Below are 15223 nucleotides of genomic sequence, written 5' to 3'. Positions count from 1 at the left end.
ACGCGGGCGCCCCGGACAGCGGTTACCGTGCGGTCATGGCGGCTCGTCGAGGAGCGGTGCCCGGCGGTCGACCTGCTGGTCGTCCGGGCGGGCGACCCGGCGCGCACGCGCCCGCGCGGACGCGGGTGGTGTGGTCGCCGGCGCTCCTCGGCTACGACTTCGGCGTCCGCCACCCGATGACGCCGCTGCGGCTGGACCTGACCTTCCGCCTCGCCGAGCAGCTGGGCGTGCTCGCGCTCCCCGGGGTCGAGGTGGTGGGGGCCGAGCCCGCCGACGACGCACTCGTCGCCACCGCGCACACGCCCGACTACATCGCGGCCGTGCGCCTGGCCGGGACGCAGGGCGTGCCCGACGAGGCGCGCGGGCTCGGCACGGAGGACGACCCGGTCTTCCCCGGGATGCACGACGCCGCCGCGCGCCTGGTCACGGGCAGCGTCGAGTCGGCGCTCGCCGTCTGGCGCGGGCAGGCGCGGCACGCGGTGAACCTGGCCGGGGGGATGCACCACGCGATGCCGGACCGCGCGTCGGGCTTCTGCGTCTATAACGACGCCGTCGCGGCGATCCGGGCGGTGCTCGCCGAGGGCGCGACGCGCGTGGCGTACCTCGACCTCGACGCGCACCACGGGGACGGCGTCGAGCGCGCCTTCTGGGACGACCCGCGGGTGCTGACCGTGTCCGTGCACGAGAGCGGCACGACGCTGTTCCCGGGCACGGGCCACCCGGCGGACATCGGGGGGCCGCAGGCGCAGGGGTCCGTGGTCAACGTCGCTCTCCCGGCGGGCACGTCCGACGCCGGGTGGCTGCGCGCGGTGCAGTCCGTCGCCCTGCCGGTGGTGCGGGCCTTCTCCCCGCAGCTGCTGGTGAGCCAGCACGGTTGCGACGCGCACGCGAACGACCCGCTGACGAACCTCGCGGTGTCGGTGGACGGGCTGCGCGCCGCCGCGCTCGAGGTGCACGACCTGGCGCACGACGTCGCGGGCGGGCGGTGGCTCGCGCTCGGGGGCGGGGGGTACGCCATCGTGCAGGTGGTGCCGCGGATCTGGACGCACCTGCTGGCGATCGCCGCGCACGCGCCGATCGACGTCGCGACGCCCGTCCCGCAGGCGTGGCGCGAGCACGTCGAGGGAACGCTGGGCCCGCCCGCGCCGGAGGTCATGGGCGACGGCGAGGCCGCGGGCAGCCCGGCGCCGTGGTCGGCCGGCTACGACCCCGGCAGCCCGCTGGACCGGTCGCTCCTGGCCACGCGCAAGCACGTCTTCGACTGGCACGGCCTGGACGCCCTCTACGACTGACCCGCCCCTTGAGTGGAACGAACGTGCTGTGATCCGTGCTCGAGTGGAACGTTGTGCTCCCGTTGCGTTCCACTCGGGGCGGTGGCGCTGGGCCGTCCGGGTGAACCGGGGCACATCCGTCACTTGCGTCACTCTGGTCACCCCTTTCACACCCCGGTCGCGAGCCCCTAGGGTGTGCGACAGCGCGGCAGGGGCCGCGCTGTCTGTCGTCCGGACGCGTCGGACGGCCCCCGGGACGGAAGTGACGAGGATGAGCGCCGGCGGCGAGCGCATGCGGTACCTGACCGTGGCCGAGGTGGCCGAGCTCATGCGCCTCTCCCGGATGACCGTCTACCGCCTGGTGCACGGCGGCGAGCTGCCCGCCGTGCGCGTCGGCCGCTCCTTCCGCGTCCCGCAGGACGCGCTCGACGCCTACCTGCGCGACCACTCGGTCGAGGGCCTGGCCGACGACGGGCGCGACGAGGGTCGCCTCAGCTCCTGAGGGCCCCGGCCGGGTGCGCCCCCGGCCCGCCGCGAGGGACCGGGACCCCTGCGCACGCACCACTCGCGCGGACCCGGTAGAGTGGCGGGCGGACTTCTCCCGAACGCGGGGGACCGGGTCGGCATCGTCGGCCGGTGGCGCCGCGTGAAGAATCGAACGAGCGAGGACACACGTGGGCTCCGTCATCAAGAAGCGCCGCAAGCGCATGGCCAAGAAGAAGCACCGCAAGCTGCTGCGCAAGACGCGTCACCAGCGTCGCAACAAGAAGTGATCTGACGCGCGGCAGTGCGGACGGGCTCGGCACCCACGGTGCCGGGCCCGCGTCGTACCCGGCCGCGCCCACGGAGGTTCGCATGGCCTGGTACGACGACGGCGCGCTGCGCTTCGCGCTCGGTGTCGAGGACACGTTCATCCCGCAGACGCCGTTCCGGGAGCGGGTGCTCGACGAGTACGAGATGACCCAGCACTACCGGTTCTGGCGCGAGGACCTCGGCCACGCGGCCGAGGCGGGCGCCTCGATGGTGCGCTGGGGCATCCCCTGGTACCGGGTGAACCCCGCGCCGGGCCGCTGGGACTGGAGCTGGCTCGACCAGGTCGCCGAGCGGTTCGCCGAGCTCGGGCTGACGCCGATCGTCGACCTCATGCACTACGGCACACCGACGTGGCTCGACAACGAGTTCGCCAACGCGTCCTACCCGGAGCGGGTCGCCGAGTACGCGGTCGCCGTCGCCGAGCGGTACCGCGGGACCTTCGACGTGTTCACCCCGCTGAACGAGCCGCTGCTCAACGCGCTCTACTGCGGCCAGTACGGCTACTGGCCGCCCTACCTGCGCGGGCACGACGGGTTCGTGCAGGTGGTGCGGGCGCTGGCCCGCGGCATCGTGCGCACGCAGCACGGCATCGCCGAGGTGAACCCGGACGCGACGTTCGTGCACGTGGAGGCGTCGTCGCGGTTCACCGGCGAGGAGGGCGACGAGATCGCCTACCTGCGCCACCGCGGGTACCTGATCGAGGACCTGGTCACCGGGCGCGTCGGCGCTGACCACCCGCTGGCCGGGTACCTCGCCGAGCACCGGTTCGGCGACGACGCGCTCGCCTGGTTCGCCGCGAATCCCGCGGTGCCCGACGTCATGGGCGTCAACTACTACCCCGGGGTCTCGAGCGAGCTCGTGGTGCCCGGGGACACCCGCGACGGCAGCCCCGCGGCACCGCGCGAGAAGGTGGACGAGGGCGTCGTCGGGCTCGCCGGGGTGCTCACCGGGTTCGCCGAGCGCTACGGCCGGCCGGTGATGCTCACCGAGACCGCGTCCGGTCGCACGGTCGACGAGCGGATCGCCTGGCTCGACGCGTCGGTGGCGTGCGTGCGCGACCTGCGCGCGGGCGGCCTGCCCGTCGTCGGCTACACCTGGTGGGCGGTCATCGACTGGTACGGCTGGGACTGGCGCGACGGCGGCGCGCTCGAGGACGTGCACGTGCCGCTCGGCCTCTGGCAGCTGGTGCCCGACGGCGCCGGCGCGCTCCAGCGGGTCCGCACGCCGTTGGCGGACCGCTTCCGCGAGCACGCGACCGCCTGAGGGCGGCGGCGCTCAGGCGGCGATCAGGCGGCGAGGCGGCGGCGCAGGGCGCGGCGCACGGCGCGGACGACGAGGCTCGCCACCCAGGCCGTGCCGGCCCAGCTCGCCGTCTGCGCGCTGCGGCGGGCCGCCGCGCGTCGGCGTCCGCGGAACTCCTGCACCGGCCAGCCGGCCGTGCGGGCGTGGCCGCGCAGCCGCCGGTCGGGGTTGATCGCGACGGCGTGGCCGACCTCCGACAGGATCGGCACGTCGTTGAGGGAGTCGCTGTAGGCCCAGCTCCGGGCCAGGTCGATGCCCTCCCGCTCGGCGAGCGCGACGATGGCGGCGGCCTTCGCCTTGCCGTGCAGCATCGCGCCCACCAGGCGCCCCGTGTAGAAGCCGTCTCTGTGCTCGGCGACGGTCCCGAGGGCGCCGGTGGCACCCAGCCGCCGCGCGATGAGCTCGCCGATCTCGACGGGGCTCGCCGTGACGATCCACACCTGGTGGCCGGCCGCCAGGTGCTCGCGGAGCAGGGCGTGCGTGCCGGGGAAGATCCGCAGCGACAGGACCTCGTCCCAGACCTCCTCGCCGATGGCGGCGACCTCCGCGACCGAGCGGCCGGCGACGATCGACAGGGCACGGTCGCGGACGGTCGCGATCTGGTGCAGGTCCTCGCCGAACGTCAGGTAGCGCGCCTGGTGCACCGCAAAGCGCAGCAGGTCGAACGTCGTGAAGAAGCCCCGCGCGCGCAGGCCGGAGGCCAGGTGGAAGGCGCTCGCGCCGCGGATGATCGTGTTGTCGAGGTCGAAGAAGGCGGCGACCCGCGACGGCTCCGCGGAGGGGCCGGCGACGGGACTCGGCTCGGCCACCACTCCTTCACTGTAGCCATCGCCCTAGGGTTGGCCCATGGTGGCTGCTGATGACCGCTCGATGGGGAGCGATGGCCGGGTCGTCCTCTACGTGCGCGCCGGGTGCCACCTGTGCGCGACGGGCCGCGAGGTGGTCGCGGGCGTGACCGAGGAGCTCGGCGTGCCGTTCAACGAGGTGGACATCGACGTCTCCCCGAGCACGCGGTCGCTCTTCGGCGAGCTGGTGCCGGCGGTCACCGTCGACGGGGTCCTGGTGGACCACTGGCGCATCGACCCGATGCGGCTGCGGCGAGCGCTGGCAGGCAGCGCGTGACGGCAGGGTCCCCGCTGCGTCGCGCCGTGCCGCCGTCGACGGTGGCGCGGCTCCCGGTGTACCTGCGGGCCCTCGACGAGCTGGCGGCGCAGGGCGTGGCGCGGACGTCGTCGGGCGAGCTGGCGGAGCTGGCGGGCGTGGGGTCGGCGCAGCTGCGCCGGGACCTGTCGTTCCTGGGCTCGCACGGCGTGCGGGGCGTGGGGTACGACGTCGAGCACCTGCAGGCGCAGGTGGCGGCCGAGCTGGGGATGACGGGGGACCTGCCGGTCGTCATCGTCGGCATCGGCAACCTGGGGCACGCGCTCGCGAACTACGTGGTGGACGCCGGGACGGGCTTCCGGGTGGCGGCCCTGGTGGACGCGGACCCGCGCGTCGTCGGGACGACGGTGGCCGGGCTGGTCGTGGAGGACGACGCGCGGCTGGGCGAGGTGGTGCAGCGCGAGGGCGCCACGCTCGCCGTGCTGGCGACGCCGGCGGCGGTCGCGCAGGAGGTGTGCGACCGGCTGGTCGCGGCGGGGGTGACGGGGATCCTCACGTTCGTCCCGCGGGTGCTGCAGGTGCCGGCGGATGTGGACCTGCGGTCCGTCGACCTGGCGACCGAGCTGCAGATCCTGGCCTTCCACGCGCGGCAGCGGACGCTCGAGCGGGGCTGAGGCCGCCTGCCCTGGCGGGCGGGGCTGAGGCCGCTGGTGGTGCCGCCGGCACCCGCCGGGCCCGACGCCGGGGGCGCGGACCCGGCGGGTCCCCCGAAGGGAGCCGGGCGTTGCTCGGGCCCACCCAGGCGGGCCCGAGGTTCTCGGCCGTGGCCCGTGCGGGCCGACGGCGGCTGGTCAGGCCTGGTCAGGCCTGGGCGACGGCCTCGATGTCGAGCGTGATGGTGATCTTGTCGCCGACGAGCACGCCGCCGGTCTCGAGCGCGGCGTTCCAGGTGAGGCCGAAGTCCTTGCGGGAGATCTCGACGGTCGCGGTCGCGCCGAGGCGCGAGGCGCCGAACGGGTCGGTGGCGGCGCCCTCGAACGTGGTCTTCAGCGTGACCGGGCGGGTGGTGCCGCGGATGGTGAGCTCGCCGTCGATGGCGAAGTCCTCGCCGTCGGCGCGCACGGCCGTGGAGCGGAACTCCCAGGTCGGGTAGGTCTCGACCTCGAAGAAGTCGGCGCTCTTGAGGTGGCCGTCGCGCTGCTCGGCGCCGGTGTCGACGGTCGCGGGGTCGAGCGTGGCGACGACCGAGCTGGCCTCGATGGTGTCGCCGATGACGATCTCGCCGCCGGTGATGGCGACGGTGCCGTGGACCTTCGCGATGCCCGCGTGGCGCACGGAGAAGCCGGCGCGGCTGTGCGAGGTCTCGACGGCCCAGGTGCCCGGGGTGACGCCGACGGGAAGGGTGGTGGTGGTCGTGCTGGTCATGGTGGCTCCCTTGGTGATGCTGATGGCGGTGCTGACTGATGATGTTGACGCTGCAATGATTGAAGCATCAACCATGTAGTTGACAGTTGTACTACAGTGGTTCCAGGTTCGCAACACGGGGGTGCGCACACCCAGGGCGCACACCCAGGGCGCACACTCGGAGCGCACACCGAGGAGAGGAGCGGGGCGATGGCCCAGCAGGCACTGGCCGACGAGGCGCGGCCCACGCAGGCGGGCGCCGCGCAGGCGAGCGCCGTCCGGACCGACCTGGTCCAGACCGAGTGCGGCCCGATCCCCGACGACGTCCCCTGGCTCACCACCGACCAGCAGCGTCACTGGCGCGCCGTCATCACGGGCACGGCCCGGCTGACGGAGGCCCTCACGCGCCAGCTCGAGCGCGACGCCGGCCTCTCGCTCAGCGAGTACGAGATCCTCGTGCGCCTCTCGGAGTCGCCCGAGCGCACGATGCGGATGTCGGAGCTCGCCGTCGCCGTCGTGCACTCGCGCAGCCGGCTCACGCACGCCGTCGGGCGGCTGGAGAACCGCGGCCTGGTGGAGCGCCGGCCCTGCCCGGACGACCGCCGCGGCGTGAACTGCGCGATGACCGACGCCGGGTACGCCGCGCTCGCCGCGGCCGCGCCCGGTCACGTGCGCGAGGTGCGCGCGCAGCTCGTCGACGTGCTCACCGACGAGGAGTTCGCGGCGCTCGGCCTCGCGATGGACAAGATCGCGCCGGAGGCTGCGCCCGAGGCCTGACACGCTCCGCGCCCGGCGTCCGTGCTCGAACCGCCGCACCCAGCCGCCGTTCACGCACCGCCGCACCTGGTGCTGAGGTGACGGATGTGGTGGGTGGGACCTCTCAGGGGCCCCTCTGTCCCCACCCGTCACAAGAGCGGCGGGCCACGCTCAGTGGCGACCGCGCCCGGCGGGCTCAACCTTTGGTGTCCGTGCGCCGTCTAGAGGGCATGGGTGCAGCGCCGGGCGAGCTGGGCGACCGGCTCGGCGTGCGCGCGTCGGCGGACGGTGGCGCCGCGGGAGGCGCTGAGCGCGCCCCCGAGCACGTGCCCGTGCGGGTGGCCGGGCGCGGGGACCGGGACGCGGAGTTCAGCGCGTTCGCGGCCGCGCATGGGCCGGTCCTGGTCCGCACGGCGTGGCTGCTCTGCGGCGAGCGTGCCCGCGGCGAGGACCTCGCGCAGCAGGCGCTCGTGCGCACCTACCTCGCCTGGCCGCGGCTGACGGACCCGCTCGCCTACGCCCGACGCGCGGTCGCGACGGCCCGCATCGACGTGTGGCGGCTGCGGCGTCGCGAGGTGCTCGTGGCGCCCGACGACGTCGTCGTGGCGGGCCGGGCGGGCGCAGGGGCGGCCGGGGCCTCGCCGGAGGGCCCCCAGGCCGAACGTGACCTGCTTCTGCGCGCGCTGCGGACGCTGCCGGCGCAGCAGCGCCGCGTCGTCGTGCTCCGGTACCTGGTGGACCTGCCCGAGGCCGAGGTGGCGGAGATGCTCGGTGTCTCGGTGGGCACCGTGAAGTCGACGCTCTCGCGCGGGCTCGACCGGCTGCGCGAGGTGCTCGCGGCGGCCGACGCGCGGACGGCCGACGCGCGGGGGAGCGAACGGGGAGGTGGCGGCGATGGCTGAGCTCCTGGGCCCGGGCCTGCGCGCACGCTTCGACGCGGCCCTGCCGGCGCCCGCGCTCGACGACGCGGCGGTCGGCTCGCTGCTGCACCGCGCCCGACGGCGTCGGCGCGCCCGCCAGGTGGGGAGCGGGCTCGCGGCGGTGGCCGTGGTCGCGGCGCTCGCCGTCGGCGGGCTGGCGCTGATCGACCGCACCCCGGCGCCGCCCGTCGCGCCGCCGCCCCAGGAGAGCGGCGGTGCCCAGCTGTGGCTGAGCGCCGAGCGGGTGCCTCCCGGCGCGGACGTCGTCGGCGTGCTCGTCGACGAGACCGGCGGTGGCCAGGTCTTCGACCAGCTCGCCTCGGTGGAGCGCTGGCTCGATGGGGAGTGGGTGGATCGCCACGAGCCCCTGCTGTGGTGCCTGCCCGCGGACCCGTGCGCCGCCTCGGTGATGGAGCCTGGGACGGCCGTCGACTTCCAGCCCGTCGAGATCGCCCCCGAGCCGGCGCTGCCGGGACCCGCGATGCGCATGAGCACCGCGGGCCTGGAGCCCGGCTGGTACCGGATCAGCCACACGGCGCGCTCCGGTGCCGTGGCCTCGGCGGTGCTCGAGATCGCCGAGGGCGCGCCCGCAGCTGCGCCCCTGACTCCGCTCGACGAGCGGTCGCTCGAGGTCCGGCGACCGCTGCTGACGACCGACCCGACCGGCCCGCTCGTCGTCGCCCAGGTGGTGCCGGACGGGCACCTGCCGCTGACCGGCCCCGCCGAGCGGGCCCGGGTGGACGCGTGGATCGACGGCGCCTGGGTGACGGTCGCGGACCCGGTCGCGCTCTCGGACATCGGCGACGGGACGCAAGGCGTGATGGTGCTGGGCCTGGACCCAGGCGCCTACCGCGTCGTCCTGTTGTGGCCCGACGGCGAGGTCTGGGGCCGGTTCTGGGTGGTGGCTGCGCCACGGTGACGAGCACGCCGCAGTGAGCTGATCGGCCCGTCCGAGCAGCACCCGGGCACACAGTCCGGTAAGGGACACTGGTCCCATGGTCGCCACCCCGGTCACGACGACTGTCCACCTGCTCCGCCACGGCGAGGTCCACAACCCGACGGGCGTGCTCTACGGCCGCCTCGACGGCTACCGACTGTCGGACCGCGGCCGCGCGATGGCCGAGCGCGTCGCCGAGCACCTGGGCGGCCGGGACGGCGCGCAGCGCCGCGACGTCGTGCACGTGGTGGCCTCGCCGCTGCAGCGCGCGCAGGAGACGGCCGCGCCGATCGCCGCGGAGTTCGGGCTCGAGGTCGGCAGCGACGAGCGCTTCCTCGAGGCGACGAACCACTTCGAGGGCCTGACCTTCGGCGTCGGCGACGGGTCGCTGCGCCGGCCGACGCACTGGCGGTTCCTGTGGAACCCGTTCCGCCCGTCGTGGGGCGAGCCGTACCGCGAGCAGGTCGCGCGGATGCTCGCGGGCATCCACGCCGCGCGTCGGGCCGCGGAGGGGCACGAGGCCGTCGTGGTGAGCCACCAGCTACCGATCTGGATCGTGCGGTCCGCGCTCGAGGGGCGGCGCCTGTGGCACGACCCGCGCAAGCGCGAGTGCAGCCTCGCCTCCCTCACGTCGCTGCACTACGAGGGGGACCAGCTGGTCGGCGTGACCTACTCCGAGCCGGCGGCCGCCCTGCTCCCCGGCGCGAGCACCGTCCCCGGGGCGTGACGATGGGGCGGACGACGCGCGGTGCCGGAGTGGCCGCCCTGCTCGCGCTCGCGCTCGCGGCCTGCTCCCCGACGATCACCGGCGGCTGGGACGAGGAGGGCGCCCAGACGGGCTACGTCTCGGGCGACCGCTCGGTCGTGACCTGGGACGCGCCCGACCGCGAGGGGCCCGTCGAGATCGCCGGGACCGACTTCGCCGGGACGGCGGTGGACGTCGCGGACTGGCGGGGCGACGTCGTCGTGCTCAACACCTGGTACGCGCAGTGCCCGCCCTGCCGCGCCGAGGCGCCCGACCTGGTCGCGTTCGCCGAGGACTACGCCGACGCGGGCGTGCACGTGCTCGGCATCAACTCCACCGACGACGCCGGCGCCGCGCAGGCGTTCGAGCGCACCTTCGCGATCCCCTACCCCTCGGTGCACGACGCCGACGGCGCCGCCATCGCCGCGCTCCAGGGCATCGTGCCGGTGCAGGCCGTGCCGACGACGGTGGTCCTCGACGCGGACGGGCTGGTCGCCGCGCGGGTGCTCGGGGTGATCGACCCGAGCACGCTGCGCACGGTCGTGGACGACCTGCTGGCCGAGGACGCCGGGTGAGGGGGCGCCGGTGACGACCGCCGTGGCGGTCTGGACCTCGATCGGCGACACCGTGCAGGCCACGGTGCTCGACGGGTCGATGCTCGCCGCCCTGCCGCTCGCGGTCCTCGCCGGGCTGGTGTCGTTCGCGTCGCCGTGCGTCCTGCCGCTGGTCCCGGGGTACCTGGGCTACGTGTCGGGGATGGCGGGCGCGGGGATGGGTGCCGGCGCCGGCTCCACCGGGTCCGCGGCCGGGGCGGGCCGCGCGTCGGGCGGGGGCGGCGGAACCGCGACGCGCGGGCGGACGCTCCTGGGCGTGGCGCTGTTCGTCGCCGGGTTCGCGGTCGTGTTCGTGGCCTTCGGGGTGCTCGCAGGCTCGCTCGGGGCGGCGCTCGCCCGCTGGAGCGACGTGATCACGCGGGTGGCGGGTGTGCTCGTGGTGCTCATGGGGCTGGTGTTCGTCGGCTGGATGCCGTTCGCGCAGCGCACCGCGAAGCTGCGGCTGGCGCCGCGCGCGGGGCTGTGGGGCGCGCCGGTGCTCGGGTTCGTGTTCGGGCTCGGGTGGACGCCGTGCATCGGGCCGACGCTGGTCGCGGTCTACACGCTCGCGCTCGACGAGGGCTCGGCCGCGCGCGGCGCGGCGCTGTCGGTCGCGTACTGCGTGGGGCTGGGGCTGCCCTTCCTCCTACTGGCGCTGGGCTTCGAGCGGTCGACGCGCGCGCTGGGCTTCCTGCGCCGGCACCGGCTCGCGATCATGAGGATCGGCGGCGTGGTGCTCGTGCTCATCGGGCTCGCGCTGGTCACCGGCCTGTGGGGACGGTTCACGGGTGCCCTCCAGGGCACCATCGGCGGCTTCGAGACGGTGGTGTGATGCCCGACGACCTCGTGGACGAGATGTCGCCGCTGGCCCCGGGCGGTGCCGAGGGTGCGGGTGGTGACGGTGGTGGCGGTGCCGAGGGGCCGGTCCGGCTGCCGCGGCTGGGACCGGCCGGCTGGGCGCGGTGGACGTGGCGGCAGCTGACGAGCATGCGGGTGGCCCTGATGCTGCTCGTGCTGCTCGCGGTCGTGGCGATCCCCGGCTCGGTGCTGCCGCAGCGGCCGCAGGACCCGGCGGCCGTCGCGCGGTACCTGGCGGAGAACCCGGACCTGGCGCCGTGGCTGGACCGGTTCGGGCTGTTCGACGTCTTCGCGTCCGTGTGGTTCTCGGCCGTGTACCTGCTGCTCTTCGTGTCGCTGATCGGGTGCATCGTGCCGCGCGTCGGCGTGCACGTGCGGGCCGCCCGGTCGCGGCCGCCGCGCGCGCCGCGCCGGTTCGAGCGCTTCGCCGTGCGCGACGAGGCGGTCGTGGCCGCGACGCCGGAGGAGGCGCTCGCGGCCGCGCGGGCTGCGCTCGTCGGGCGCGTGCCGCGGCTGCCGCGCTTCCGCGTGGTGTCGCTCGAGGCCGGCACGCTGAGCGCCGAGCGCGGGTACCTGCGCGAGACCGGGAACATCGTGTTCCACCTGGCGCTCGTGGGGCTGCTGGTGTCGGTCGCCGTCGGGCAGCTGTTCCACTACCGGGGGCAGGCGATCGTCGTCGAGGGACGCGGCTTCGCGAACTCGGTGACGGACTACGACACGTTCGTCGCGGGCTCGGGGTTCGACCCGGGGTCGCTGGTGCCGTTCACGCTCACCCTGGACGAGTTCGACGCGGTGTTCGACGCCGACGCGCGGCCGCGCGACTTCCAGGCGGACGTCACGGTGCACCGGCCCGGCGGGGCGGGGGAGCCGGCGGTGATCCGGCTCAACCGGCCGCTGGAGGTCGGTGGCGCCAAGGTCTACCTGCAGGGCAACGGCTACGCACCGGAGGTCACGGTGCGCGACGCCGCCGGCGAGGTCGCGTTCGCGGGCCCGGTGCCGTTCCTGCCGCAGGACGCGGTCTACACCTCGCGCGGCGTGATCAAGGTGCCCGACGTGTCCACCGGCGACCAGGTGGGCCTGGTCGGCTTCCTGCTGCCGACGGCGGTCGTGTCGCCGGCGGGCGCGGCGTCGGTCCACCCGGACCCGGCCGCGCCGCTGCTGGTGCTGAGCGTGTGGCGCGGAGACCTGGGCCTGGATACGGGCGTGCCGCAGAACGTCTACGAGCTGGACGTGGACCGGATGGAGCAGGTGACGGACGCCGACGGCGCGCCGGTGACGCTGTTCGTCGAGCCGGGCCAGACGGTCGAGCTGCCGGACGGCCTGGGCACCCTCACGTGGGACGGGCTGCCGCGGTTCGCCGCGCTGGACCTGCGGCACGACCCGGCGCTGGCCGCGGTCCTCGCCTCGGCCGTGGCGGCCCTGCTGGGGCTGTCCGTGTCGCTGTTCACGCCGCGGCGGCGGATCTGGGTGCGCGCAACTGATCATGACGGACGTACAGTGGTGGCCTTCGCGGCATTGGCCCGGGGAGACGACCTAGGGTTGCCGGGAGAATTGGCGCGAGTCACCGCTTCGGTGCGCGCGCTCGGGGAGGCCCCCGAGGACGACGACGGAGGAACCGATGAGCATCGGTGAGCTGAGCGACACCCTGGTCTGGGGTGCGGCGACGGCGTACGCGGTCGCGTTCGTCGCCTTCGCCATCGACCTGGCCCGCCTGGCCGACGCGCGGGGCGTCGTCGCCCGCGAGCGGGCGCTGGCCAAGGTGGGCGGTGGCGCCGTCGAGAGTGCGGAGGCGGGCGTCGTCGCAGGTGCCGACCCGGGTGAGCCGGCCGGGCGGCGCCGTCGGGCCGCCGGGATCGCGATGGCGGTCACGGTGCTGGGGCTGGGGTTCCACCTGGTCGCCGCCGTGCTGCGCGGGATCGCGGCCGGGCGCGTGCCGTGGGCGAACATGTACGAGTTCACGATGATCGGCACGCTGGTCGCCGTCGGGACCTTCGTGGCGCTGACGCGCTGGCGGGACGTGCGGTTCCTCGGGTCGATCGTGCTGGGGCTCGCGGTGCTCGCGCTGGGGCTGGCGATCGCGGTGTTCTACCTGCCGGCCGACCCGGTGCAGCCCGTCCTCGACAGCTACTGGCTGGTCATCCACGTCTCGATCGCGACGATCTCCTCGGGGCTGTTCACGGTCTCCTTCGCGGCGAGCGCGCTGCAGCTGCTCAAGGACTCGCGCGACAGCGGGTCGGTCCGCGTGGGCGGGCCGCGCTGGCGGTCGCTCGACGCCCTGCCGCCCGCGCGCGACCTCGAGGCGCTGTCGTTCCGGATCACCGCCGTGGGCTTCGTGCTGTGGACCTTCACGATCATGGCCGGCGCCGTCTGGGCCGAGCACTCGTGGGGTCGCTACTGGGGCTGGGACCCCAAGGAGACCTGGTCGTTCGTCGTCTGGGTGATCTACGCGGCCTACCTGCACGCGCGCACGACGGCGGGCTGGTCCGGGCGCCGCGCGGCGTGGTTCGTGATCATCGGGTTCGCGGCGGTGCTGTTCAACTTCACGGGCGTGAACCTGTTCTTCCAGGGGAAGCACACGTACGCCGAGGTGTGATGCGCGGGGGTGTCCGAATCGCCCTGGTGTGCTAGCATTAGCACACCAGTTCGAAGGGCGAGGGCATGACCGACCGCAGCGGCGTCACGCAGGCTTCCGGCCTGCAGCCGCTGCTCGCCGCGCTGAGCGAGGCGGCGGCGGCCCTCGCCGCCACGGACCTGGGCTCGGTCGAGGTCACCGAGCTCGCCGCCGCGCACGACACCCTGCGCGGTGTCGGGGACCGCCTGGGCGCGGTGCGGGCGCGGCTCGCCGCCCGGATCGCCGACGACGGCCGCTGGGCCGCCTCGGGCACGGCGCGCACCTTCCCGGAGTGGGTCGCACGGCGCGGCGGGTCCTCGGTGGGCACCGCGCGTCGGGAGCTCGCGCTGGGCCGCGCGCTCGAGAGCGAGGTGCCCGCGGCGGGCCGCGAGGTGGCCGCCGGCCGGATCAGCCTGGAGCACGCGCAGGTGCTGAGCGAGGTCGCGGCCACGTCCGACGCGCGGCGGGCCGCCCTGGCCTCGGACCGGCCCGACCGCAACGAGGCGTTCCTCGTCGGTGCCGCGCGGCGCCTGGGCGTCGACGACTTCCGGCGGCTCGCGAAGAAGTGGGCGGCCGCGGTGGACCAGGCCGCGCACGAGGCGGAGCACCGCGCCGCGATCGAGCGCGAGCACCTGCGGCTGGTCCGGCGCCGTGACGGCGTCGACATCCAGGGCTTCCTCGCCGCCGAGAACGCGGAGATCCTGGCCACGGCCCTGCGGACGGCCGCCGGCGTGCCCGCGGCGGACGACCGTCGGACGCCGGAGCAGCGGGCAGCCGCCGCCCTCACCGGTCTCGCGCAGGCCGTCCTCGACCACGGGCTCGAGGGCGGTGGCACGGCGCTCGTCCGGCCGCACCTGCTCGTGCACGTGCCCTACGAGACCTACGCCGCGCTCGCGGGCGACGGCGACGGGCCGCAGGACGCGACCGGCGCGCTCGAGGCCGCCGACGGATCGCTCGGCGAGCCCGCCGAGCTCGACGACGGCACGCCGCTGGCCCCGTCGGCGTTCGCGCGCATCGCGTGCGACGCGCGGATCACCCGCGTGGTCTTCGGCCCCGCGGGGCAGCCGCTCGACGTCGGCAGGGCGCAGCGGACGTTCACCGGACCGCAGCGGGCGGCGGTCGTGGCCCGCGACCGGACGTGCAGGTACCCCGGGTGCTCGGCGCCGCCGATGATCTGCGAGGTCCACCACATCATCTGGTGGAGCCGCGACGGCCTCACCGAGGTCAGCAACGGGATCCTGCTGTGCGCGTTCCACCATCGGCAGGTGCATCAGCGCGACGTCGCGATCAGCCACGACGGCGCGGGCGGGTTCACGTTCGCGCGGCGGGACGGGTCGCGCATCGGTGGTGAGGCGCCGCGTGGTGGTGAGGCGTCGCGTGTCGGCGGTGAAGGTGGGCCGCCCGGTGGGAGAGCGGGTCCCGACCAGGGAGCGTTCGAGCTCGACGCCTGTGCCTGAGGCGCGGCGCTGTGCCGGCGCGCCGGGACGCCGGCGGCTGGGCTCCCGAGGTGCCGTCAGGCCGGGGGCTGGTCCTCCGACGGCGGCTCGCCCGCCGCGCGGCGGCGCTCCTGCTCGAGGCGCCAGAGGAACTCCGGGTCGTCGTCGGGGGCGACGGGGCCGGGGCGACGGGTCGGCGGGCGCAGGGGACCGCGGCCGGGCGCCATCGGGGGCAGCGGTCGGGGGCGCGCCGGGGCGCTGCCGGCCCGCGAGTTGCGGCTGACCGCGATCCACACGATCGGGCCGAGCACGGGCAGCAGGACGATGATCGCGACCCACAGCGTCCGGCGGAGGCCCGCTCGCTCCTCGGGCAGGCTCCGCGAGAGGTCGATCAGGGCGAAGATCGCCAGTGCGATCGGAACCACGTAGACCAGGGCGCGGAGCATCCACCCAGGGTAAGCCGCGCAGGCGCCTAG

At 75.3% G+C, this 15223-nt stretch carries 18 protein-coding genes; 15 read left to right on the top strand and 3 right to left on the bottom strand.

Annotated elements, in window-relative coordinates:
* Positions 1–35 precede the first annotated feature (35 nt).
* The 4 genes from AFE02nite_RS13585 (at position 36) to AFE02nite_RS13570 (ending at position 3347) form a co-directional block, all read left to right on the top strand.
* A complete protein-coding gene (locus AFE02nite_RS13585) occupies positions 36–1292 on the top strand; it encodes an acetoin utilization protein AcuC (protein ID WP_407643103.1) in 1257 nt (418 codons plus the stop codon).
* A 250-nt stretch (positions 1293–1542) separates the two neighbouring features.
* Complete coding sequence (locus tag AFE02nite_RS13580) at positions 1543–1773, top strand: helix-turn-helix domain-containing protein (RefSeq protein ID WP_034248430.1); 231 nt, start codon at positions 1543–1545, stop codon at positions 1771–1773.
* Positions 1774–1945: 172 nt separating this feature from the next.
* A complete protein-coding gene (locus AFE02nite_RS13575) occupies positions 1946–2044 on the top strand; it encodes a 30S ribosomal protein bS22 (protein ID WP_003792170.1) in 99 nt (32 codons plus the stop codon).
* A gap of 82 nt (positions 2045–2126) precedes the next feature.
* The gene (locus AFE02nite_RS13570) at positions 2127–3347 is read left to right on the top strand and encodes a family 1 glycosylhydrolase (protein WP_146819825.1); all 1221 of its coding nucleotides are present in this window, start codon (positions 2127–2129) and stop codon (positions 3345–3347) included.
* A gap of 23 nt (positions 3348–3370) precedes the next feature.
* Here the strand turns inward: AFE02nite_RS13570 and AFE02nite_RS13565 are convergent, their stop codons facing one another.
* A complete protein-coding gene (locus AFE02nite_RS13565) occupies positions 3371–4195 on the bottom strand; it encodes an HAD family hydrolase (RefSeq protein WP_222594397.1) in 825 nt (274 codons plus the stop codon).
* Positions 4196–4232: 37 nt separating this feature from the next.
* Here AFE02nite_RS13565 and AFE02nite_RS13560 point away from each other — a divergent pair, with 37 nt between their 5' ends.
* Positions 4233–4508: a glutaredoxin family protein gene (locus AFE02nite_RS13560; protein ID WP_261765623.1), complete on the top strand. Its 276-nt coding sequence runs from the start codon at positions 4233–4235 to the stop codon at positions 4506–4508.
* Entirely contained in the window at positions 4505–5161 is a 657-nt protein-coding gene (locus AFE02nite_RS13555) for a redox-sensing transcriptional repressor Rex (RefSeq protein ID WP_034248879.1), read from the top strand. Before AFE02nite_RS13560 ends, AFE02nite_RS13555 begins: the two co-directional genes overlap by 4 nt.
* Positions 5162–5348: 187 nt before the next feature.
* Here AFE02nite_RS13555 and AFE02nite_RS13550 read toward each other — a convergent pair whose 3' ends face one another.
* The gene (locus tag AFE02nite_RS13550) at positions 5349–5912 is read right to left on the bottom strand and encodes a YceI family protein (RefSeq protein ID WP_034248883.1); all 564 of its coding nucleotides are present in this window, start codon (positions 5910–5912) and stop codon (positions 5349–5351) included.
* Positions 5913–6101: 189 nt separating this feature from the next.
* Here AFE02nite_RS13550 and AFE02nite_RS13545 point away from each other — a divergent pair, with 189 nt between their 5' ends.
* The 9 genes from AFE02nite_RS13545 to AFE02nite_RS13505 all read left to right on the top strand — a co-directional run bounded on the left by AFE02nite_RS13545 (position 6102) and on the right by AFE02nite_RS13505 (position 14768).
* Positions 6102–6668, top strand: a complete 567-nt coding sequence (locus AFE02nite_RS13545) for a MarR family winged helix-turn-helix transcriptional regulator (protein ID WP_146819823.1) — start codon at positions 6102–6104, stop codon at positions 6666–6668.
* 209 nt (positions 6669–6877) lie between these two features.
* Complete coding sequence (locus AFE02nite_RS13540; protein ID WP_146819822.1) at positions 6878–7549, top strand: SigE family RNA polymerase sigma factor; 672 nt, start codon at positions 6878–6880, stop codon at positions 7547–7549.
* The gene (locus AFE02nite_RS13535) at positions 7542–8486 is read left to right on the top strand and encodes a hypothetical protein (protein WP_146819821.1); all 945 of its coding nucleotides are present in this window, start codon (positions 7542–7544) and stop codon (positions 8484–8486) included. The genes AFE02nite_RS13540 and AFE02nite_RS13535 overlap by 8 nt, the downstream gene beginning before the upstream one ends.
* A gap of 76 nt (positions 8487–8562) precedes the next feature.
* Positions 8563–9231: a histidine phosphatase family protein gene (locus AFE02nite_RS13530; protein ID WP_034249086.1), complete on the top strand. Its 669-nt coding sequence runs from the start codon at positions 8563–8565 to the stop codon at positions 9229–9231.
* A 2-nt stretch (positions 9232–9233) separates the two neighbouring features.
* The gene (locus AFE02nite_RS13525; protein WP_034249085.1) at positions 9234–9824 is read left to right on the top strand and encodes a TlpA family protein disulfide reductase; all 591 of its coding nucleotides are present in this window, start codon (positions 9234–9236) and stop codon (positions 9822–9824) included.
* Positions 9825–9903: 79 nt separating this feature from the next.
* Positions 9904–10674: a cytochrome c biogenesis CcdA family protein gene (locus AFE02nite_RS13520; RefSeq protein ID WP_052114071.1), complete on the top strand. Its 771-nt coding sequence runs from the start codon at positions 9904–9906 to the stop codon at positions 10672–10674.
* Positions 10674–12332, top strand: coding sequence for a cytochrome c biogenesis protein ResB (gene resB / locus AFE02nite_RS13515; RefSeq protein WP_261765622.1), 1659 nt, complete (start codon positions 10674–10676; stop codon positions 12330–12332). The genes AFE02nite_RS13520 and resB overlap by 1 nt, the downstream gene beginning before the upstream one ends.
* On the top strand, positions 12319–13293 hold the full coding sequence (gene ccsB, locus AFE02nite_RS13510) for a c-type cytochrome biogenesis protein CcsB (RefSeq protein ID WP_034249516.1): 975 nt from the start codon (positions 12319–12321) through the stop codon (positions 13291–13293). Before resB ends, ccsB begins: the two co-directional genes overlap by 14 nt.
* Positions 13294–13358: 65 nt before the next feature.
* The gene (locus AFE02nite_RS13505; protein WP_146819820.1) at positions 13359–14768 is read left to right on the top strand and encodes an HNH endonuclease signature motif containing protein; all 1410 of its coding nucleotides are present in this window, start codon (positions 13359–13361) and stop codon (positions 14766–14768) included.
* 56 nt (positions 14769–14824) lie between these two features.
* Here the strand turns inward: AFE02nite_RS13505 and AFE02nite_RS13500 are convergent, their stop codons facing one another.
* Positions 14825–15193 carry a PLD nuclease N-terminal domain-containing protein gene (locus AFE02nite_RS13500; RefSeq protein ID WP_146819819.1) on the bottom strand — a complete coding sequence of 123 codons (369 nt, stop codon included), beginning with the start codon at positions 15191–15193 and terminating at the stop codon, positions 14825–14827.
* Between the last annotated feature and the right edge of the window lie 30 nt (positions 15194–15223).

Origin of the sequence: Actinotalea fermentans (assembly GCF_007991475.1) — a bacterium.
GTDB lineage: Bacteria > Actinomycetota > Actinomycetes > Actinomycetales > Cellulomonadaceae > Actinotalea > Actinotalea fermentans.
The sequence above is the reverse complement of the archived record's forward strand: the minus strand, read 5'-3'. Positions and strand labels throughout refer to the sequence as shown.